General features: G+C 54.8%; 10 protein-coding genes. 5 read left to right on the forward strand and 5 right to left on the reverse strand.

From position 1 onward, the window contains the following. Positions 1-43 precede the first annotated feature (43 nt). The 4 genes from Fuma_RS32150 to Fuma_RS32165 all read right to left on the reverse strand — a co-directional run bounded on the left by Fuma_RS32150 (position 44) and on the right by Fuma_RS32165 (position 5,421). Entirely contained in the window at positions 44-601 is a 558-nt protein-coding gene (locus Fuma_RS32150; protein ID WP_077027716.1) for a carboxymuconolactone decarboxylase family protein, read from the reverse strand. A 237-nt stretch (positions 602-838) separates the two neighbouring features. After that, positions 839-2,881: a glycoside hydrolase family 32 protein gene (locus Fuma_RS32155; RefSeq protein WP_077027717.1), complete on the reverse strand. Its 2,043-nt coding sequence runs from the start codon at positions 2,879-2,881 to the stop codon at positions 839-841. 93 nt (positions 2,882-2,974) lie between these two features. Continuing rightward, positions 2,975-4,204 carry an ISL3 family transposase gene (locus Fuma_RS32160; protein ID WP_077027718.1) on the reverse strand — a complete coding sequence of 410 codons (1,230 nt, stop codon included), beginning with the start codon at positions 4,202-4,204 and terminating at the stop codon, positions 2,975-2,977. Between the two features lie 338 nt (positions 4,205-4,542). After that, positions 4,543-5,421 (reverse strand): LysR family transcriptional regulator, encoded by an 879-nt coding sequence (locus Fuma_RS32165; RefSeq protein WP_077027719.1) that lies wholly within the window; start codon positions 5,419-5,421, stop codon positions 4,543-4,545. Between the two features lie 161 nt (positions 5,422-5,582). On the opposite strand from Fuma_RS32165, the gene katG reads away from it, so the two are divergent. From katG to Fuma_RS32180, 3 genes are all read left to right on the forward strand, one after another. Continuing rightward, complete coding sequence (gene katG, locus Fuma_RS32170; RefSeq protein ID WP_218922342.1) at positions 5,583-7,946, forward strand: catalase/peroxidase HPI; 2,364 nt, start codon at positions 5,583-5,585, stop codon at positions 7,944-7,946. A gap of 490 nt (positions 7,947-8,436) precedes the next feature. Continuing rightward, positions 8,437-8,694 carry a type II toxin-antitoxin system ParD family antitoxin gene (locus Fuma_RS32175; RefSeq protein WP_077027720.1) on the forward strand — a complete coding sequence of 86 codons (258 nt, stop codon included), beginning with the start codon at positions 8,437-8,439 and terminating at the stop codon, positions 8,692-8,694. Beyond that, positions 8,694-8,972 (forward strand): type II toxin-antitoxin system RelE/ParE family toxin, encoded by a 279-nt coding sequence (locus Fuma_RS32180; protein WP_077027721.1) that lies wholly within the window; start codon positions 8,694-8,696, stop codon positions 8,970-8,972. Before Fuma_RS32175 ends, Fuma_RS32180 begins: the two co-directional genes overlap by 1 nt. Positions 8,973-9,136: 164 nt before the next feature. Here Fuma_RS32180 and Fuma_RS32185 read toward each other — a convergent pair whose 3' ends face one another. Beyond that, the gene (locus tag Fuma_RS32185; RefSeq protein ID WP_077027722.1) at positions 9,137-13,342 is read right to left on the reverse strand and encodes a TIR domain-containing protein; all 4,206 of its coding nucleotides are present in this window, start codon (positions 13,340-13,342) and stop codon (positions 9,137-9,139) included. A gap of 956 nt (positions 13,343-14,298) precedes the next feature. Between Fuma_RS32185 and Fuma_RS32195 the strand changes: the two genes are divergently transcribed. Both Fuma_RS32195 and Fuma_RS32205 read left to right on the forward strand, forming a co-directional pair. Further along, positions 14,299-15,486, forward strand: a complete 1,188-nt coding sequence (locus Fuma_RS32195; RefSeq protein ID WP_077027724.1) for a hypothetical protein — start codon at positions 14,299-14,301, stop codon at positions 15,484-15,486. A gap of 187 nt (positions 15,487-15,673) precedes the next feature. Beyond that, complete coding sequence (locus tag Fuma_RS32205) at positions 15,674-15,949, forward strand: MerR family transcriptional regulator (RefSeq protein WP_145944495.1); 276 nt, start codon at positions 15,674-15,676, stop codon at positions 15,947-15,949. Positions 15,950-16,018: the final 69 nt, after the last annotated feature.

The following is a 16,018-nucleotide window of genomic DNA, read 5'->3' on the forward strand; positions in this document are numbered from 1 at the left end:
CTTTCCCACCGCCGTTTACGCTGCTGAAGAATCCAGATAACGGTTACCCGTCTGCACTCCATTCATTCGCGGCAAAGCCGTCGTCGAGCGGTGTTTGGGCGATGTGGTTCGTGTAGTTCGACAGAACCTTGTACGCGGTGCCCACGATCACATCGAAGACCGTCTGCTTCGTGTAGCCGGCGGCTAACAGTTCGTCGATGTCGCCATCGTCGAGCCAGCCTCGCTTTTTATTCACCTTTTCCGCGAAGACTCGCAATGCCTCAAGTTTTGGGTCGGCGATCGGCGTTCCATTTCGCAGGGCTGTGATGACGTCTTCCGGAACCTGTCCGGCCTGCATGATCGACGTATGAGCCGCCATGCAGTAGGTGCAACCGTTCAGCCGGTTGTTGGTCATCGCGATAATCTGCCGCTCCGTGGTCGAAAGGTTGGTTTTGCTGTCGAAGATATCGGCGACAGTCTTGTACGCTTCCAGCAGTGCGGGCGATTCGGCCATCACGGCGTGCAGATTCGGAACAAAACCATACGCCTTCTTGCTGCCTTCCAACTGTGGCTGACTATCGGCGGGGGCGGATTCCACTGTGTGGACGTTGAAATCAGTCATGCTTCTCTTTCTGCGATTGGAACACTTGGTCTAAATTGAAATGAAATAGCGAGCCACGCTCCACTTGCCCTTGGACGCGATCAGGCGCAATTCCTTACTGCGAATCCGCCATATTGAAACGTTTCCCTGACGAGTAGCGATACTCTGAAGTTTCACGTCGGTTCTCTGCGGCGGCCGCAGTTCGGCGCGTTAGCTGGTCTGTTATCGTGGCCTGCGCAAACTCACGGGGCATCGGTGTTACTCGGTTTTCTGCGAGCGGCGCCATGTCGACCTGAGCTTGTGCAGCTGCACCGATGTGATCTTCGCTGAATTGTTTCCGGCGAAGACCTCGATTGATGGAGACTTGCTCGTCGGGAAGATGCGGTCGCTGATGACTGCTTCTCCACCGTTGATGAAAACTTCGATAGTCGATCGATCGACAAAGATACGAAGCGTGACTTCACCATTGATCGTTCGAGCTGGAGCAGTGTGCCGTCCCGCAAAGGCATCGTGAAAGCCTACGTTTCCAGATTTCGATCTGTCTATGTAAACGCCAGAATAGTGTCGATCGTAAGCGACTTCCGTGAATTCGTCGTCTGCGGTGCGGATGCGGAATCCCACTGATCGAGCCGTTCCCGGCGTGATGGTTGCCTCCAGTTCGAACGTCATGTCATTCAGTTCATCTTTCTGAGTGACGGCCGTTGGGGGCCAGGCAGCCTTCGTCGCGTCGATCGTTCGTGTGCTGACTCTTAGTTCTTTGAGTTCCTCGACCGGCCTTTGGTTCAGGACATAAATCGCCGGCTCTTCCTTATTGAAAGCCACTTTCTTTAAACTCAGGCTGCGGGGAATACTCATGCAACTTCGCCATGGCGACGTTGGAACGAGGCATGTCTCCCAATTGTTGAACCAACCGATCCAGATACGGCGCCCGTCGGTATCTGGCATGTTGTCCCAGCTGATGGGCGCGTAGAAGTCGCGGCCATAATCGACCCACTGGGCATGCTGCGTTGCTTTGAAGCGACCGTCTTCGAATGTGCCGACGAAGTATTCTCCGCCGCTGCCACCGGCAACAGACCCGCTGCCCATGTCGACTTCCAGCACCCACAGCTTTTTGCCAGGTTCTGCTTCAACGGGCAGTTCAAAAAGATCCGGGCATTCCCAGTTCGGTTTGTCGATCGTGCCTGCCGGACCAAAACGGCTGAGTTCCGTCCATCTTTTTAAATCGTCCGAAGCATAGAACACGATCACCTTTTCCGCAGCCAGTGAAACGACCATGATCCAGCGTTTTGTGGATTCGTGCCAGAAGACTTTAGGGTCGCGAAAGTCGGCCTTGTTCAGATCGAGGACCGGGTTCTTTTCGTACTGCGTCCAGGTGCGTCCGTTGTCGTTGCTGTACGCGAGGTTCTGAACCTGCTTGCCGTGCCCATGCCCCGTGTATACTGCGACCATCGGCGGGCTCTTCCCATCGCCAAAACCAGAAGTGTTTCTGTGGTCAACCACACAGCTGCCGCTGAATGCCATGATACCGTTTGCTTCGGGAAGCGCAATCGGCAGATGTTTCCAGTGCATCAGATCTGTACTCACCGCATGCCCCCAGCTCATGTGTCCCCATGAATTTCCGGCTGGGTTGTATTGATGAAACAGATGGTATTCGCCATTGTGAAAAACGAGCCCGTTGGGGTCATTCATCCAATTGATTTCGGGACTGAAGTGAAACTGCGGACGTAGCGGTTCATTCATGTAGTCCGGACTGCGGCGATAGTGGTCGAGGTCTCGCGTCAGGTCAAATGGTTGCGGTGGAGAGTCGGTCTGAATGATGTGGTCGACATTCAGATGCCCCCACCCCCCGGTGGCGTTGTCAAAGATGCGGAGCCGAACCGTTCGCCCCTTGAGCTCGCCAACATCCCAGGACTCCCACAACAAATGCTCTGATGCTGAACCGGTTGCCGTGCGTACCGGTTCATCGCCTGACAATAATTGAAAACCAAGCGAGTCCGTGTGTGGCCCGCCGCCAATCAGGAAGGCGATATGGCGTCGTTCGATCGTGAACTCGGGACTGATTGCGGTCCCCGTCGACTTGTCACCACCCCGGAACGTGTTGACCAACCCTTCACCACGATAACCCGATACGGCCATTTGATTGGGATGTGCGCCTTTCGCCGGAGCGGTGCCGAATGCATCCCCGGTGATAGTCCACTTTCCGTAGGAATCGCCTTCAAAGTCTTCGATCAGCAAGTCTTCAGCCGCATGCAGACGACCGCAGGTGAAGATCAGAATTATTGTGGTGAACCTCAATAACATAATGGTAATGCTCCGAAGGAAGTCCGCTTGGTGTGATGAAGAAAATGCTTTGCTGCGTTACCGGCGAAACGCAAACGGTAGGTCCATCCGGGATTATTGTGGGTAGAGGTCGAGTCCTCCGCAGTAGAAGAGGATGGCGGTTTTGAAGTTGTTGCGGTTTCGGTATCCGCCGACTCTTCGTTTGATGGCCATGATTTTGCTGTTCATTCCTTCGGCGACGGCGTTTGTGATTCCGTGAGTGCAGTAGCTCACCACATTGGCTAAGCGTTCTTTGATCGTGCGAGCGACTTTCTTCATTGGCTCCAGTTTTGTGTGGATGACTCGCTTGTACCAGTCATTGAAGAACATCGTGGCCTCTGCCGGAGTGTCATGAACCCAGAGGTCTCGCAGCATTTCCTTGTAGGCCCACGCTTTGCCCGTGAGTAACTCCGCCTTCCATGCGGCATCAAAGCGTTCCTGCTGTTTCTCGGTAAGATTCTCCTGGCCTGAAAGCCACAGATACCGAGTTCCCGTCAATCGATCATCGCCTTCGGCGCGAAGCTTCTTCTGCTCCGACCGACGGACCTTGTCGACGGCTTCGGTCGCCAGCTTCATGATGTGAAAGCGGTCGTGCACAATCTTCTGTTCGGCCAATGCAATGTTGCCTTTGGTGCTCTTGACGTATGCGGCACTCATGTCCATCGCAACCGCCTCCACAGACTGCTTTTCACTGTCTGAAAGCTGATCGAAACAGGCATCAGCGGCTGCCGTGTCATGACCATCGGAAATCGCTTCGACAGTGCTCTTGTCCAGATCGTAGATCAGCGTGATGTAGTTGTGTCCTTTTCGAAAGGCTTTCTCGTCGATGCCGATTCGAGGGAGGTTCTTCGATTGTTTGCGATCCTTCCCGCGAGCCACCGCCTTCTGCAGAATGTGCCACGATTCATCCCATGAGATCCCCAGAATGCTGCACGCCCCTTTCACGGTTTGTGTGGCCAGAAGAACGTCGATGGCGAAGCGTTCAAAGAACAATGAGAAGCGGCTGTTCTTTTCCGCCCAGGGAAGCCTGATCTGTTTGGTTCCGTGGTCGGGACACTTCACGCGAGGCGTGCGGGCATGAAGGATGGTCGCAAATTGCATCGTGTCCAGATGCCGCCATTTGCGAGACTTCGTGTGGTCATAGCACGGCAGCTGCCTGTCGCAATCCGGACAGCAAAAAGTTTCGCCCTCGCCATGTTCGACGAAAACGTCGACCTGTTGAGCTTCCATATCCAGCTGAACGTCCGCCACAAACCACGGCCCCGTCAGTCCCAAAATCTGTTCGTAAAAGTCTGTTCCCTGCATCCCACGAAAACTAACGAATTAACGCCTCACCCACAAAGAACCCGGATGGACCAAACGGTACGGTCGCTGCAGCTTGAGAGCAAACGTAAGAGGCCACGGACATTTGAGTCTTAGAACCCCTAACAAAACCTGAGTGAACCACAAGCGTCCCGGAGGGTTGCGACGACAGCAGCCGATCTGCGGCGTCAGCGCTCCTCGACGACATCTGTCGCCTCGTCACTTTTCCTTGCATCTCGACCACTGTCGTCACAACGCGGCCACACAGGTTTGGTTAGGGGTTCTTAGCCAAGAGTGCAGTTAGTGGCGCGAGATAGAATTCTGCTTAGGTGTGGCTCTGGTTATGGTTGCTTTGTTCGCCGCAGTTGTTGGCGGAAAGCGTTGATCAGACGGCTCTGAAAACGATAGGGGTTCCAGGCGACGGCTATTGTGCGGCTTGGCCTTCGGCCGGTGAATGAGCGATAAACGCGGCGGTCGCACTGGTCGATGTTCTTTGCCATCGCCGGGATCATCGAAACTCCGTGTGACAAAGAAACAAGCTCCTGCACCATCGCCAACTGACTTGTTTTTTCTACAGACACCGGCTGGAACGAACGCTGGCGACAGAAGGAAACGATGTTGTCGGATAAGCAGTGAGCTTCGTCCAGTAGAACGAATGGAAGTGGTTCTACGTCACTTAGTCGAATCGACGTTTTTTCGGCCAGCGGGTGGTCGGGAGGAAGGACAAGGAACAGTTCCTCGTCGAACAATTCTTCAACTTCCAGATATTTGGCCGGGATCGGCAATGCCAGAATTGCCAGATCGATTTCCCCCTGCGTGCAGCTCTTGATCAGATGGTCGGTTGTGTTTTCCTGCACGATAAGAGTCGCTTTTGGAAACTCTTCTGAGAACTGTCGCAGCACATCCGGAAGAAAGTACGGAGCGATGGTGGGAATCGCTCCGACACGAACGCGACCGCTCTCGCCGTCGTCAGTGATCTCGGCCTTCGTGTCCTCAAGAATCGTCAGCACCTGCTGAGCTCGTGCCTGCAACAGTGTGCCGGCGTCTGTCAGTGAGACGGACCGAGCCTTCCGTTCGAAGACCGGCTGGCCAAGTTCTTCTTCCAGCTTTTGAATCGACCGGCTCAGCGCAGGCTGAGAAATCGCCAGGTCCTCGGCCGCTCGCGTAAAGTTACCCCGCTCCGCAACCTGCAGAAAGTATCGCAATTGATCGAGTTCCACGAAACAGCCTCCAAATTCAGCGATGCATTCAATGCATGGGTGATAGTTTCAAAATGCATTGGATTAATCATCGGAGTTGCGAATACTCTAACGACACTGACGAGCCCGTCGTTCGCAAACGTGGAAGTTTACCGCCAAAAAGCCCGGAGAAAGTCATGATCATGAACCCCTTTGCTGCTCGCGTAATTACGAGCTTTGCGGTGCTTTGTATCGCACCGTCAATTTTTGCCCAGGACTCAGAAACAAGGAACGCGAAAGAAAAATCAATGGAAGTGGGTAGCAAGTGCCCGGTCATGGCGGACGGCAGGCCTGCCACGGGGCGACACACAGCGGCCGGTGCGATGTCGAATCGGGACTGGTGGCCGAATCAGTTGAATCTCAACATCCTTCATCAGAATTCACCGAAAGGCAATCCGCTTGGCGAAGACTTCGACTATGCCGAAGAATTCAAAAAGCTTGATCTCAACGCGCTGAAGAAAGATCTGCGGGAATTGATGACGGCCTCACAGGATTGGTGGCCCGCCGATTATGGACACTACGGCCCGCTGTTTATTCGGATGGCGTGGCACAGCGCTGGTACCTATCGCGTGAGCGACGGCCGAGGCGGCGCAGGCTATGGCACACAAAGGTTTGCTCCGTTGAACAGCTGGCCGGACAACGCGAACCTGGACAAGGCTCGCCGGCTGCTCTGGCCGATCAAACAAAAATATGGCAACAAAATTTCGTGGGCAGACCTGATGGTTCTGACCGGGAACGTGGCTTTGGAATCGATGGGATTTGAGACATTTGGATTTGCCGGCGGACGCGAAGACGTGTGGGAACCGCAGGAAGACATCTATTGGGGCCCCGAGAGTGAATGGTTGGGAGACAAACGCTATAGCGGCGATCGAGCGCTTGAAAACCCGCTGGCGGCAGTTCAAATGGGGCTGATCTATGTCAACCCGGAAGGTCCCAATGGCGAACCCAGTGCGCTGAAAGCGGCTCGGGATATTCGAGAAACGTTTGCGCGGATGGCGATGAACGATGAGGAAACAGTGGCTCTAATCGCGGGAGGCCATACTTTCGGAAAGGCTCACGGAGCTGCCAGTGCCGACAATGTCGGTGCTGCTCCCGAAGCAGCCGCCATCGAAGAACAAGGTCTGGGTTGGAAGAATAAATCCGGGACAGGCAACGGGGGCGACACTATCACCAGCGGTTTGGAAGGAGCCTGGACAACGACCCCAACACAGTGGTCCAACGGCTACTTCGACAACCTGTTTGGCTACGACTGGGATCTTGTCAAAAGTCCTGCGGTTGCGTGGCAATGGAAGCCGACTGATCCCGACGCACAGGATATTGTTCCGGATGCCCATGATCGTTCGAAGTCACATCCCCCAATGATGTTTACGACAGACCTGGCGCTGCGAATGGATCCGGTCTATGGAAAAATCTCGAAGCGGTTCCACGAAAATCCTGAGGAGTTTCAGCAAGCCTTCGCCAAAGCCTGGTACAAACTGACGCACCGCGACATGGGACCGGTCACACGGCTTCTTGGTCCTGAAGTTGCCAAACCCCAATTGTGGCAGGACCCTGTACCGGAGATCGATCACAAGCTGATCGACGCGACAGACATCGCCAATCTGAAAACACAGATGTTAAATTCAGGCCTGTCGGTTTCCGAACTTGTCTCGACTGCCTGGGCCTCCGCGTCAACCTTTCGCGGCAGCGACAAACGGGGCGGAGCCAACGGAGCACGCCTTCGCCTTGCCCCGCAGAAAGATTGGGCGGTCAATCAGCCTGCCGAATTGGCAAGGTTGCTGCCAACGCTCGAGAAGATTCAGCAGAACTTCAACGAATCTCAGACCAGCGGCAAGAAGGTGTCCCTGGCCGATTTGATTGTGCTGGGTGGCTGTGCGGCCATTGAGCAGGCAGCAAAGAACGCGGGGCATGACGTGCAGGTACCGTTTGTGCCAGGACGTACCGACGCGACGCAGGAGATGACCGACGTCGAAGCGTTCGCCGTTCTTGAACCAAAGTCGGACGGCTTCCGCAACTATGTCGCTCGAGAAATCGATCGACCGGCTGAGGAACTCCTGATCGATCGCGCACAGTTACTGACACTGACAGCGCCTGAGATGACCGCCCTGATCGGTGGTATGCGAGTTCTTAGCACCAACTCCGGTGGTGGGCCGCTGGAACAACTTGGCGTGTTGACGGAACGCCCCGAGACGTTATCCAACGATTTCTTTGTGAACCTGCTGGACATGAGCACCGAGTGGAAAAAATCACCGGTGTGTGAACACTTCTTCGAAGGCCGCGACCGTGAGACCGGTAAAGTGAAGTGGACAGCGACGCGCGTCGATCTCGTCTTTGGGTCGAACTCACAACTCAGAGCCATCGCCGAAGTCTACGCCTCTGACGATTCAAAGCAGAAATTTGTCCATGACTTCGTTGCCGCCTGGAACAAGGTGATGAATCTCGATCGCTTCGACCTTGACCGAACAGTGCGAACGGAAACAAAGGCTGTCGCGTATGATCACCGCTAACACCTTCGACCGTTAGTTTTCAAGCTGGGCTCATCATGGATGAGCCACCCGGCCCGCTGACTGACCTCAGCGGGCCGTTTCTATTGCGAGGCTGCGTTTGCAGCTGCGAAGCAGGCCGGTGCCGCGCCAAAGTCGACGGCGGTAGTCACTATAAAGATCGCTCAGGCATCTACGTCAGTTTTGGAGCAAAACAAAACAGGGAATGTGTCCGCCAAGTGCGGACACATTCCCTGTTTAGCTCCACCACTTGGACTCGAAGATGTGGTCCAAACCCTTGAGAAAACGCTGAAACCCGATGGCGGCGGTAACGCGGGCGGTAACATCTCGGACGATGAACGCACGCAGCTGGCGGAATGGGCCGCATTGTATGGGCGTATCAGTGGGCTCTGTAAGGCACTCCAGCGGCGGGCGGATTAACGGCAGTGGATGCGATGGATTCTGGGCGATTCGACCGGTAGAATGGACGCCTTCGATTTAACAAGGTGGCAGCATGGCAATTACGATTCCTGATGAACTCCAGACGTTCGTTTCTCGTGGTGTGGCGAGTGGTCGCTTTCGTTCTGAGGACGAAGCCGTCCGGGAAGGTCTGAGCCTCTTGCGTCAACGCGAAGAGAAGCTCGAGGCACTGCGGGCGGACCTGCAGGTTGGCATTGATCAACTGGATGCTGGCGAGAAGTCGCCTCTGGACATTGCGGCCATTAAAGCACGCGGTCGGGCGGTGCTTCAGGCTCGACAGGAAACCCGTTGATGCCAATCGTCGAGACATCCACGCAGGCCACGGAAGACCTCGTCGGAATCTGGGCCTACATTGCCGACGACAATCCAATCGCGGCCAACCGCACCTTGGACAAGATCAACGATCATTGTTTGTCGTACGCTCACCAGCCGGAACTCGGTGAACAGCGGCGCGAATTAGGGCGGGGCGTTCGGTGCTTTTCGGTTGGCCTGTATGTCGTCTATTATCGAGCAATTCCCGACGGCATCGAAATCGTGCGAGTCATCCACGGTGCCCGTGACGTAGACTGAGGCTACTGAGTGCCTGTCCACCGATGTGCTTGCCGCTAGCCCCGTCCGCCTTCGCTGTCGCCTCGGCCTTCACCTGTTGCTGAGGTTGAGGTGACAGCGAAGGTGGATGGGGCGGCCCCGTTTGTCGAGCTTGAGCTAAGGGGCGGTACTTAGAGCTAGGAATGTCACAAATGGCGATCACGTGCGAGCCAGAGTTCTTCCGTATCCAGTTGGTTGCCGCCAAAGATGATCTGTCGACTCTTCTTATCCTCTCGGTCCCTCAAATACTGGCTGACATTCATCCAACGGATCTTCTTTTCGGCGTCTCGAATCACCAAGTAGACATCGACCGGTTGATTAACCCAGTATTCAAGGTGCCGCGTTTCGGCGTCGAAGACTTCGTTGTCGTCGTGTTTTCGATGCCGCAAGTGTGAGCCGCCGCATTTCAACTGCACATAAATTTTGCGGCCACTGGCGTTCCCCTGAGTGTCGCGGAACTCGACTTCTCCATCGATGCCATAGTCAGCCATCACCGTCGGACGAAAGATTTGGTTGGCGTTGCCACAGATGGTCAGCATGTGCCCAATCAGAATCTGCTCCAGAGCTTGGTTACTGAGCTCAATGCCGGCCGTTTCGTCCATCTCCAGCACTTTGCGAGCGACCGGGTCTGACGCCAGTGTTGCCTCGATACTATCGACCAATGGCACAGATTCGTCACAAAACTGACAGCCGATCTGATCAAGCCCTTTGGCAAGCCGAATCCTCACAGCTTTTGCGTTTGCGACCGGTTCACCGCATTCCAGACAGACGTAGCGACGATCACGCTGCAGGTCGCTGGAGTACTTCTTCAGGTGCTGATGAATGAACTCTAGAAAAATGGCTTTCTGTTGTTCGGTGACGTTGTCATCAAAGAACACACACAAGGTCGCCGCTCCGTCGCCCAGTCGGTTCATCAGGAATCCAGCCAACCCGCCGTCATGAGTGCGAAACTCGGCGGCATCTTTCCACAGTTCCTGGTTGTCGAATTCCCGGCTGTACCACAATCGTACAACCAGCGTGGTGTAGATGGACTGCAGTTCTCCAGTGAACGTGTATGACACAAAGACCTGCGGGTCTGTGGGGTAGGTTCGTTCTCGGCGGTATTGAGACGGAAAGATCAGGTGCGGGCGACCGTCAATCTGTTCCTTCAGGCACAGGCTCTTTTCCAACAAAGTCTGCACCATCGCTCGCAACAGCAGTTGTTCATCCTTGTCCTCAAGCCGATCCACCTGGCTGAAATCAATGCAGCCGCCGTAGATCTCATCCTCAACGACGCTGCCGATTTCGTCCTTGTTGGCTCGAGCCGCATTGATCACGCTGCTGCAGTAACCATTCAACAGATTTGGTCTCAACAATACAAGATCGCCGAAGGCCAACGGCATAACCAAACCGTGGTTAGATAGGAGGCTGGCAGCATCGCGCACCAACTGCGGATCAAGTCGGACTTTCGGCTTTTGTTGCTGCAGGCGCTGGTACAGCTCGTTGAACCTGAGCAGTCGCACGTCGTCGAGTTCCGTCATGTCCAGCACGGCGTTCTTCAGCACCGCCAGTTGTTTCGGCGTCGATGTGTATGGCATGGACGACCAAGGAATATGATGTGCAATCCGTTGCTTCAGCGACGAAGGTCCCTCGGCCTGACGATCAGAACAGTTGTCTCCGCGTCTCGCACTGGTACCCAGATACTCGGCGACGTGGAAATCCTGCAGAAATCGATTGATCTTTGCCTGACCGACTTTCGTCGTTCCGACATCAATGCGAGCGGCAATCAGCAGGCGAACGCACTTTGACTTCACACAGTTTTCCAGTACGCGACACCAGTCGATGGCTGGAGCAAATGGGTCGTCTTGTTGCGGGTCAATCAAGATTAGTGCCAGTGTCGTTTCGTCCAGAAATAGCTGATGAATCAACCGGTAATCCGGCTGTCCAGCCAGATCCCATAACAAGGCTTCCCGTTCTGTGTCGTCGTCGTCTGGTACGGGCAGGTCGATTCGCCAGACATGCATCCCATGAGTGGAGTGTGTCTCCACAAATTTGTCTTCAATCAGGCGATGAGCCAGCCCGGATTTTCCGACGCCACTGTCACCAACAAGTACCACTTTGGCATTCGTGTATTTGCGGCCTGGCTCCACAATCTGCTTTGGATAATCGGTATCGGGACTCCATATTCTCAGAACACCGTTGGTTGCGACCGAGTACAGCACATTTCCATCGCTGCTCATCGCCACACTCCAGACAGGTCCGGAGTGTCCTGCCAGTGTTGCCTTGCATTGGCCGGAGTTTAGGTCCCAAACTCGAATCGTTTTGTCCTGTGATCCGGACAGTCCGCGGCTTCCATCGTTGCTGATCGCCACGCTCCTGACAGCGTCAGAATGTCCTTCGAATGTCGCCGTGCGTTGACCAGCGTTCAGATCCCACACACACACGGTCTTGTCCAGTGATCCGGACAGCGCGAGGCTTCCATCGTTGCTGATGGCCACGCTCGTGACCAAATCTGAATGTGCTTCCAGTGTTGCCTTGCATTGGCTGGAGTTCAGGTCCCAAACTCGAACGCGTTCCCCTGACGCTGATATCGCGCGACTTCCATCGCTACTGATTGCTACACTCCAGACAACATCGGAGTGGCCTTCCAGCGTTGCCATGTTCTGCCCGGTGTTCAGGTCCCACACACGAACAGTATTGTCCCCTGACGCCGATATCGCGCGGCTTCCATCGCTGCTGATCGCAACGCTCCGGACAAAACGTGAGTGGCCTTCCAGTTTTGCTGTGCATCGACCAGAGTTCAGATCCCACACGCGAACCGTTCTGTCCTCGGAGCCGGACAGCGCGCGACTTCCATCACGGCTGATCGCAACGCTCCAGACCGTATCGGCCTGTCCCTCCAACGTTGCCGTGCAATGGCCGGAGTTCAGGTCCCAAATCCGAACGGTGTTGTCCTCCGATCCGGACAGCGCTCGACTTCCATCGTGGCTGATCACCATACTCCTGACATAACGTGAGTGGCCTTTCAGTATTTCCTCGCACTGGCCGGAGTGCAGGTCCCACACACGAACGGTTGTGTCAGTCGATCCAGATATTGCGCGGCTTCCATCGTTGCTGATGGCCACGCTCATGACAAAATCGGAGTGGCCTTCAAGTGCTGCTGTGCATTGTCCGGACTTTAGATCCCAAACGCGAACTGCATTGTCAGATGATCCGGACAGGGCATGGCATCCATCGCTGCTGATCGCCACGCTCCGGAGTCTACCAGAATGCCCTTCAAGTGTTGTCGTGCGGTGTCCAGAATTCAGATCCCAAACGCGAATCGTCTTGTCATCTGATCCGGACAACGCGCGGCTTCCATCTCGGCTGATCGCAACACTCCGGACAACTTCGGAATGGCCTTTCAGTGTTGCCATAGCTTGTCCGGATTTCAGGTCCCAAACCCGAATCGTTTTGTCATCTGATCCGGACAGAGCGCGGCTTCCATCGTGGTTGATCGCAACACTCCGGACAGCTTCGGAGTGACCTTCCAGTGTTGCCGTGCATTGTGCAGAGTTCAGGTCCCACACACGAACCGTTTTGTCATCAGATCCAGACAACGCGCGGCTTCCATCGTGGCTGGTCGCAACACTCCGGACAGCTTCGGAGTGGCCTTTCAGTGTTGCCGTGCAATGGCCGGAGTGCAGATCCCAAATCCGAACAGACGCGTCCTCTGATCCGGACAGCGCGCGGCTTCCATCGTTACTGATCGCCACACTCGTCACATATCCGGAGTGACCTTCTAGTGTTGCCGTGCAATGTCCGGAGTTCAGGTTCCAAACCCGAACCGTCAGGTCCCCTGAGCCGGACACGGCGCGGCTTCCATCATTACTGATCGCCACACTCGTCACAGGTTCGGTATGTCCGAGTGACAGCGCCTTCGATTCAAACAATGCGAGTTCATCTTGGGGTGGAGCTTCTGGCTGAGTGAAGTCGGCCATGATTTGCTCGAATGCTTCTTCAGTCTGTTGGCGGAAATCAAGATATTTCAGCCGCCTGACGGTATCAGGAATGTCGCATTCCTTAAGCAATAGAGGTACAAAGCGGCGCTGCACGTTCATTGGGTCCCGAAACGTGGATGTGTTTCGTTCCAGTTGAGTCCACTGTGACGCGAAGTACGCGGGCGACATGCAGGCTACACACACTCGCGACTGCTGCAGGCCGATTTCGATCGCTGCGAAAATATCGCCGCCCGCAGGAATCTCTGTCGCATCCAGCCAAACCTTAAGCCCAGCGTGACGCAATTTCTCCGCTAGCGGATGCACTATGGCACTGTCTTCTGAGCTGTAACTCAGAAACGCATCGTATTGGAATGATTCAGGAGCTGTCGGCATGTCAAACGTTCCGCGAAACTGGTGCTTGCTGGCCCAATATACAAACACCGATGCGCAGTTGCAGCCAGCAATGCCTCGCCTGCAGCATTCCGCCGTCGAACGTTGCTTGGAGCGCCAAGCCGTCACTGCAGACACGAAAGCAAGTGGGGCATCGTCGACGACGCCAACCGCTGGGCCAGCGAAACCATAAATAAATGCTGCTTACTTTCTGGAACTTCACATTTGAGTCGTCACGGTCAGCATTGAAACGATGATGATTGTCTACGCATTGCTTGCACTTGACATAGTGTAAGGCAGCATTGGCCGCTTCGGAGATGTCGCACCGCTAGGTTTTGATCGAGGAAATTCAAAAACAGCTACAGAGGGGTGGCCGTGGGAACCGAATACTCAAAGAGAGAGCAATACCAAATTGCAAGAGCGAAAAAGAACTCTACACCGCGTCACGCAGAAACCGTGGGAATCAATAACGCCGGAATCCAATTCGACGGCATGATTCAATAAGCCCACACGCGAAAATCGACGCATCTCCAAAGCCAAAAGCTCGAAAAAAGAAGAACGCCGGCTCGCTTCCTGGTTCCTTCTCTTCAACCTGAAAACCGTTTTCAGGCTTGGACTTTTCGACGACGCCCTCGGCCCCGACCTAAATGTTTGGCTCCGAAGGGGACCGTCAAGGCAATTCTTGGCCGTGGCTTTCAACACTGTGCGCTGCTTTCAAAGCGGCGAATCCCGTGCTGGAATATCGCGACTTTGGAGGCGACGTGACTCAGCAAAACGATAAGAATCAAGATCCAGGTACGAGCGACGCGAAGGCGGCTGCGACGCGGCGGCCGGAGCCGCGGAGCCAGACGGCTTCGCAACGCGAGGTAGCGTGCTCTAGTTTCACGCTACCAATAAGTTTCACGCTACCAATAAGTTTCACGCTACCAATAAGTTTCACGCTACCAATAAGTAGCCAGATGGAAATCAAGGACAATGAATGGACTGCGTTAAAAGGTAAGGCTGCAATCGACTGGTTCGAGTTGGCAGCGTGTATCCAATGGGACGAAAGTAAGGCGGGGCCGTGGTTCAAACGGTTACTCGAGGTCCGTGAAGTCGCTCAAGAACACCGTCGACCCGCGACACTCACGATCGGTACCGATATGGTGGCCGTAGCAACTGGCGGAATCGGTGGTGGACGGGATGCCTACAAGGAAATCCAACTGACGTGGAATGACGTTCGGGTTGGGCTTTCTGAGAGGAACGGGGCGACGCGACAGTTCAGCAATGGCAGCCTGCAAGTCAGTGGTTCGCCATGTCTTGTGACCGGAGCCGGAGTGGCTTGGGATTTCTTCGTGCGACTTGTTCGAACTCTCGGTGGAAAGATCAGCGATGAATGGCTTCGAAGGCTGGATGTGTGCGTCGACCTTCCTGAGCTGAGTTTCCCGGACGTCGTTTATCCGCTGCTACGTGACGGACACGTGAACACGCGTTGTCGCAGCACAAAGTTGAGTCTGGAAGGGGACAACTCAACCGGGTACTCGGTGGGTAAGTCCAATCGCCTGCGAGTCTCAATTTACGACAAGCTGTTTGAGGCCCTTCACAAACAGGATCCCGTTTACCTTTCTGCCATGATGCAACGCCGCTGGGGTGGACTTCCAAGCTGTGCAACTCGCGTTGAGTGGCAAATGGGGCGGCCCTACCTGAAGCAGTTTGGGTTGGACACGGCTCAGGAAACCATGAAACGGATGCCTGATTTGTTCGACAAGTTAACAGCAGACCCCGGTGGAGCGTTTCGCCTGACGGCCACCAAGCCGGACAAGGAGAACAAACACCAGTCTCGGGCAGCTACTCATCCGCTCTGGGAACGCGTGATTGAAATCGGGCGAACAAAGATTGGCAGGGGCAATGAACCACTGAAACGACTGGATCGAACCAAGATTGACGAAACCCGTGCCATCGCTCAGATAATCGGCTACGTCACCTCCATTGCAGATCGACGACAAACATTCTGCGAGACGAAAGGCGATATCCTCCGAGTAGTCTCGGAGACTATGGAGCATCATCGAATCGAAGATTCTGCGATTCTGGACAGCTTCATGAAGAAGGCAAAAGCATCGGGGACATGGCAGGACATGTTTGGATTCCCCGGAAAGGGGGCGGCGTGATGAAAAACTGCCTACCGGATATATTGGCTGCCTTCCGCGAGTCACTGGAATGCATTGGGCTTTGCCAGGAATGCGACGCAACAAAAGACCAAATTCTGCGCCGGTTAGAGGACGCAATGATTCTTGTCGGACGCGACCATGGCTTTACGCGTCACGATTTGAGCATTCGCTCCGATGGAGGTGGCAAATGACTAATGCCGTTATTATGTCAGAAAAGCAGTTGCAGCAATTGAAGGACGAATTAGCGTCGGACATTCTGAAGGGTGTTGAACGATTGCTTGCGAGCAGCAGTGAAGAGCGAGCGGTCGATCGTCGCCAGATGGCGGAAACATTGGGTGTCGGCATAGCAACAATTGACCGTCTGGTCAGTCAAGGAGTAATTCCATCGATGCTCATCAACAGTCGCCGAGCGTTCTTGCCCTCCGAGGTCTTTGAAGCCCTGAAGGCGAAGTCTGCAGCCTGAGTTTTTTCTTGGAGTCCTGAAGTGGCAAGTCTGTACAAAGAAACCGACCGTGGGCGTGAAGGTTACCGC

The organism is Fuerstiella marisgermanici (assembly GCF_001983935.1).
GTDB lineage: Bacteria > Planctomycetota > Planctomycetia > Planctomycetales > Planctomycetaceae > Fuerstiella > Fuerstiella marisgermanici.

Excerpts from the sequence above, each read along its gene's own strand:
- katG (WP_218922342.1), top strand. The coding sequence starts at position 5,583 with ATGAACCCCTTTGCTGCTCGCGTAATTACGAGCTTTGCGGTGCTTTGT.
- Fuma_RS32155 (WP_077027717.1), bottom strand. The coding sequence starts at position 2,881 with ATGTTATTGAGGTTCACCACAATAATTCTGATCTTCACCTGCGGTCGT.
- Fuma_RS32205 (WP_145944495.1), top strand. The coding sequence starts at position 15,674 with ATGACTAATGCCGTTATTATGTCAGAAAAGCAGTTGCAGCAATTGAAG.
- Fuma_RS32195 (WP_077027724.1), top strand. The coding sequence starts at position 14,299 with ATGGAAATCAAGGACAATGAATGGACTGCGTTAAAAGGTAAGGCTGCA.
- Fuma_RS32185 (WP_077027722.1), bottom strand. The coding sequence starts at position 13,342 with ATGCCGACAGCTCCTGAATCATTCCAATACGATGCGTTTCTGAGTTAC.
- Fuma_RS32175 (WP_077027720.1), top strand. The coding sequence starts at position 8,437 with ATGGCAATTACGATTCCTGATGAACTCCAGACGTTCGTTTCTCGTGGT.
- Fuma_RS32150 (WP_077027716.1), bottom strand. The coding sequence starts at position 601 with ATGACTGATTTCAACGTCCACACAGTGGAATCCGCCCCCGCCGATAGT.
- Fuma_RS32160 (WP_077027718.1), bottom strand. The coding sequence starts at position 4,204 with ATGCAGGGAACAGACTTTTACGAACAGATTTTGGGACTGACGGGGCCG.
- Fuma_RS32180 (WP_077027721.1), top strand. The coding sequence starts at position 8,694 with ATGCCAATCGTCGAGACATCCACGCAGGCCACGGAAGACCTCGTCGGA.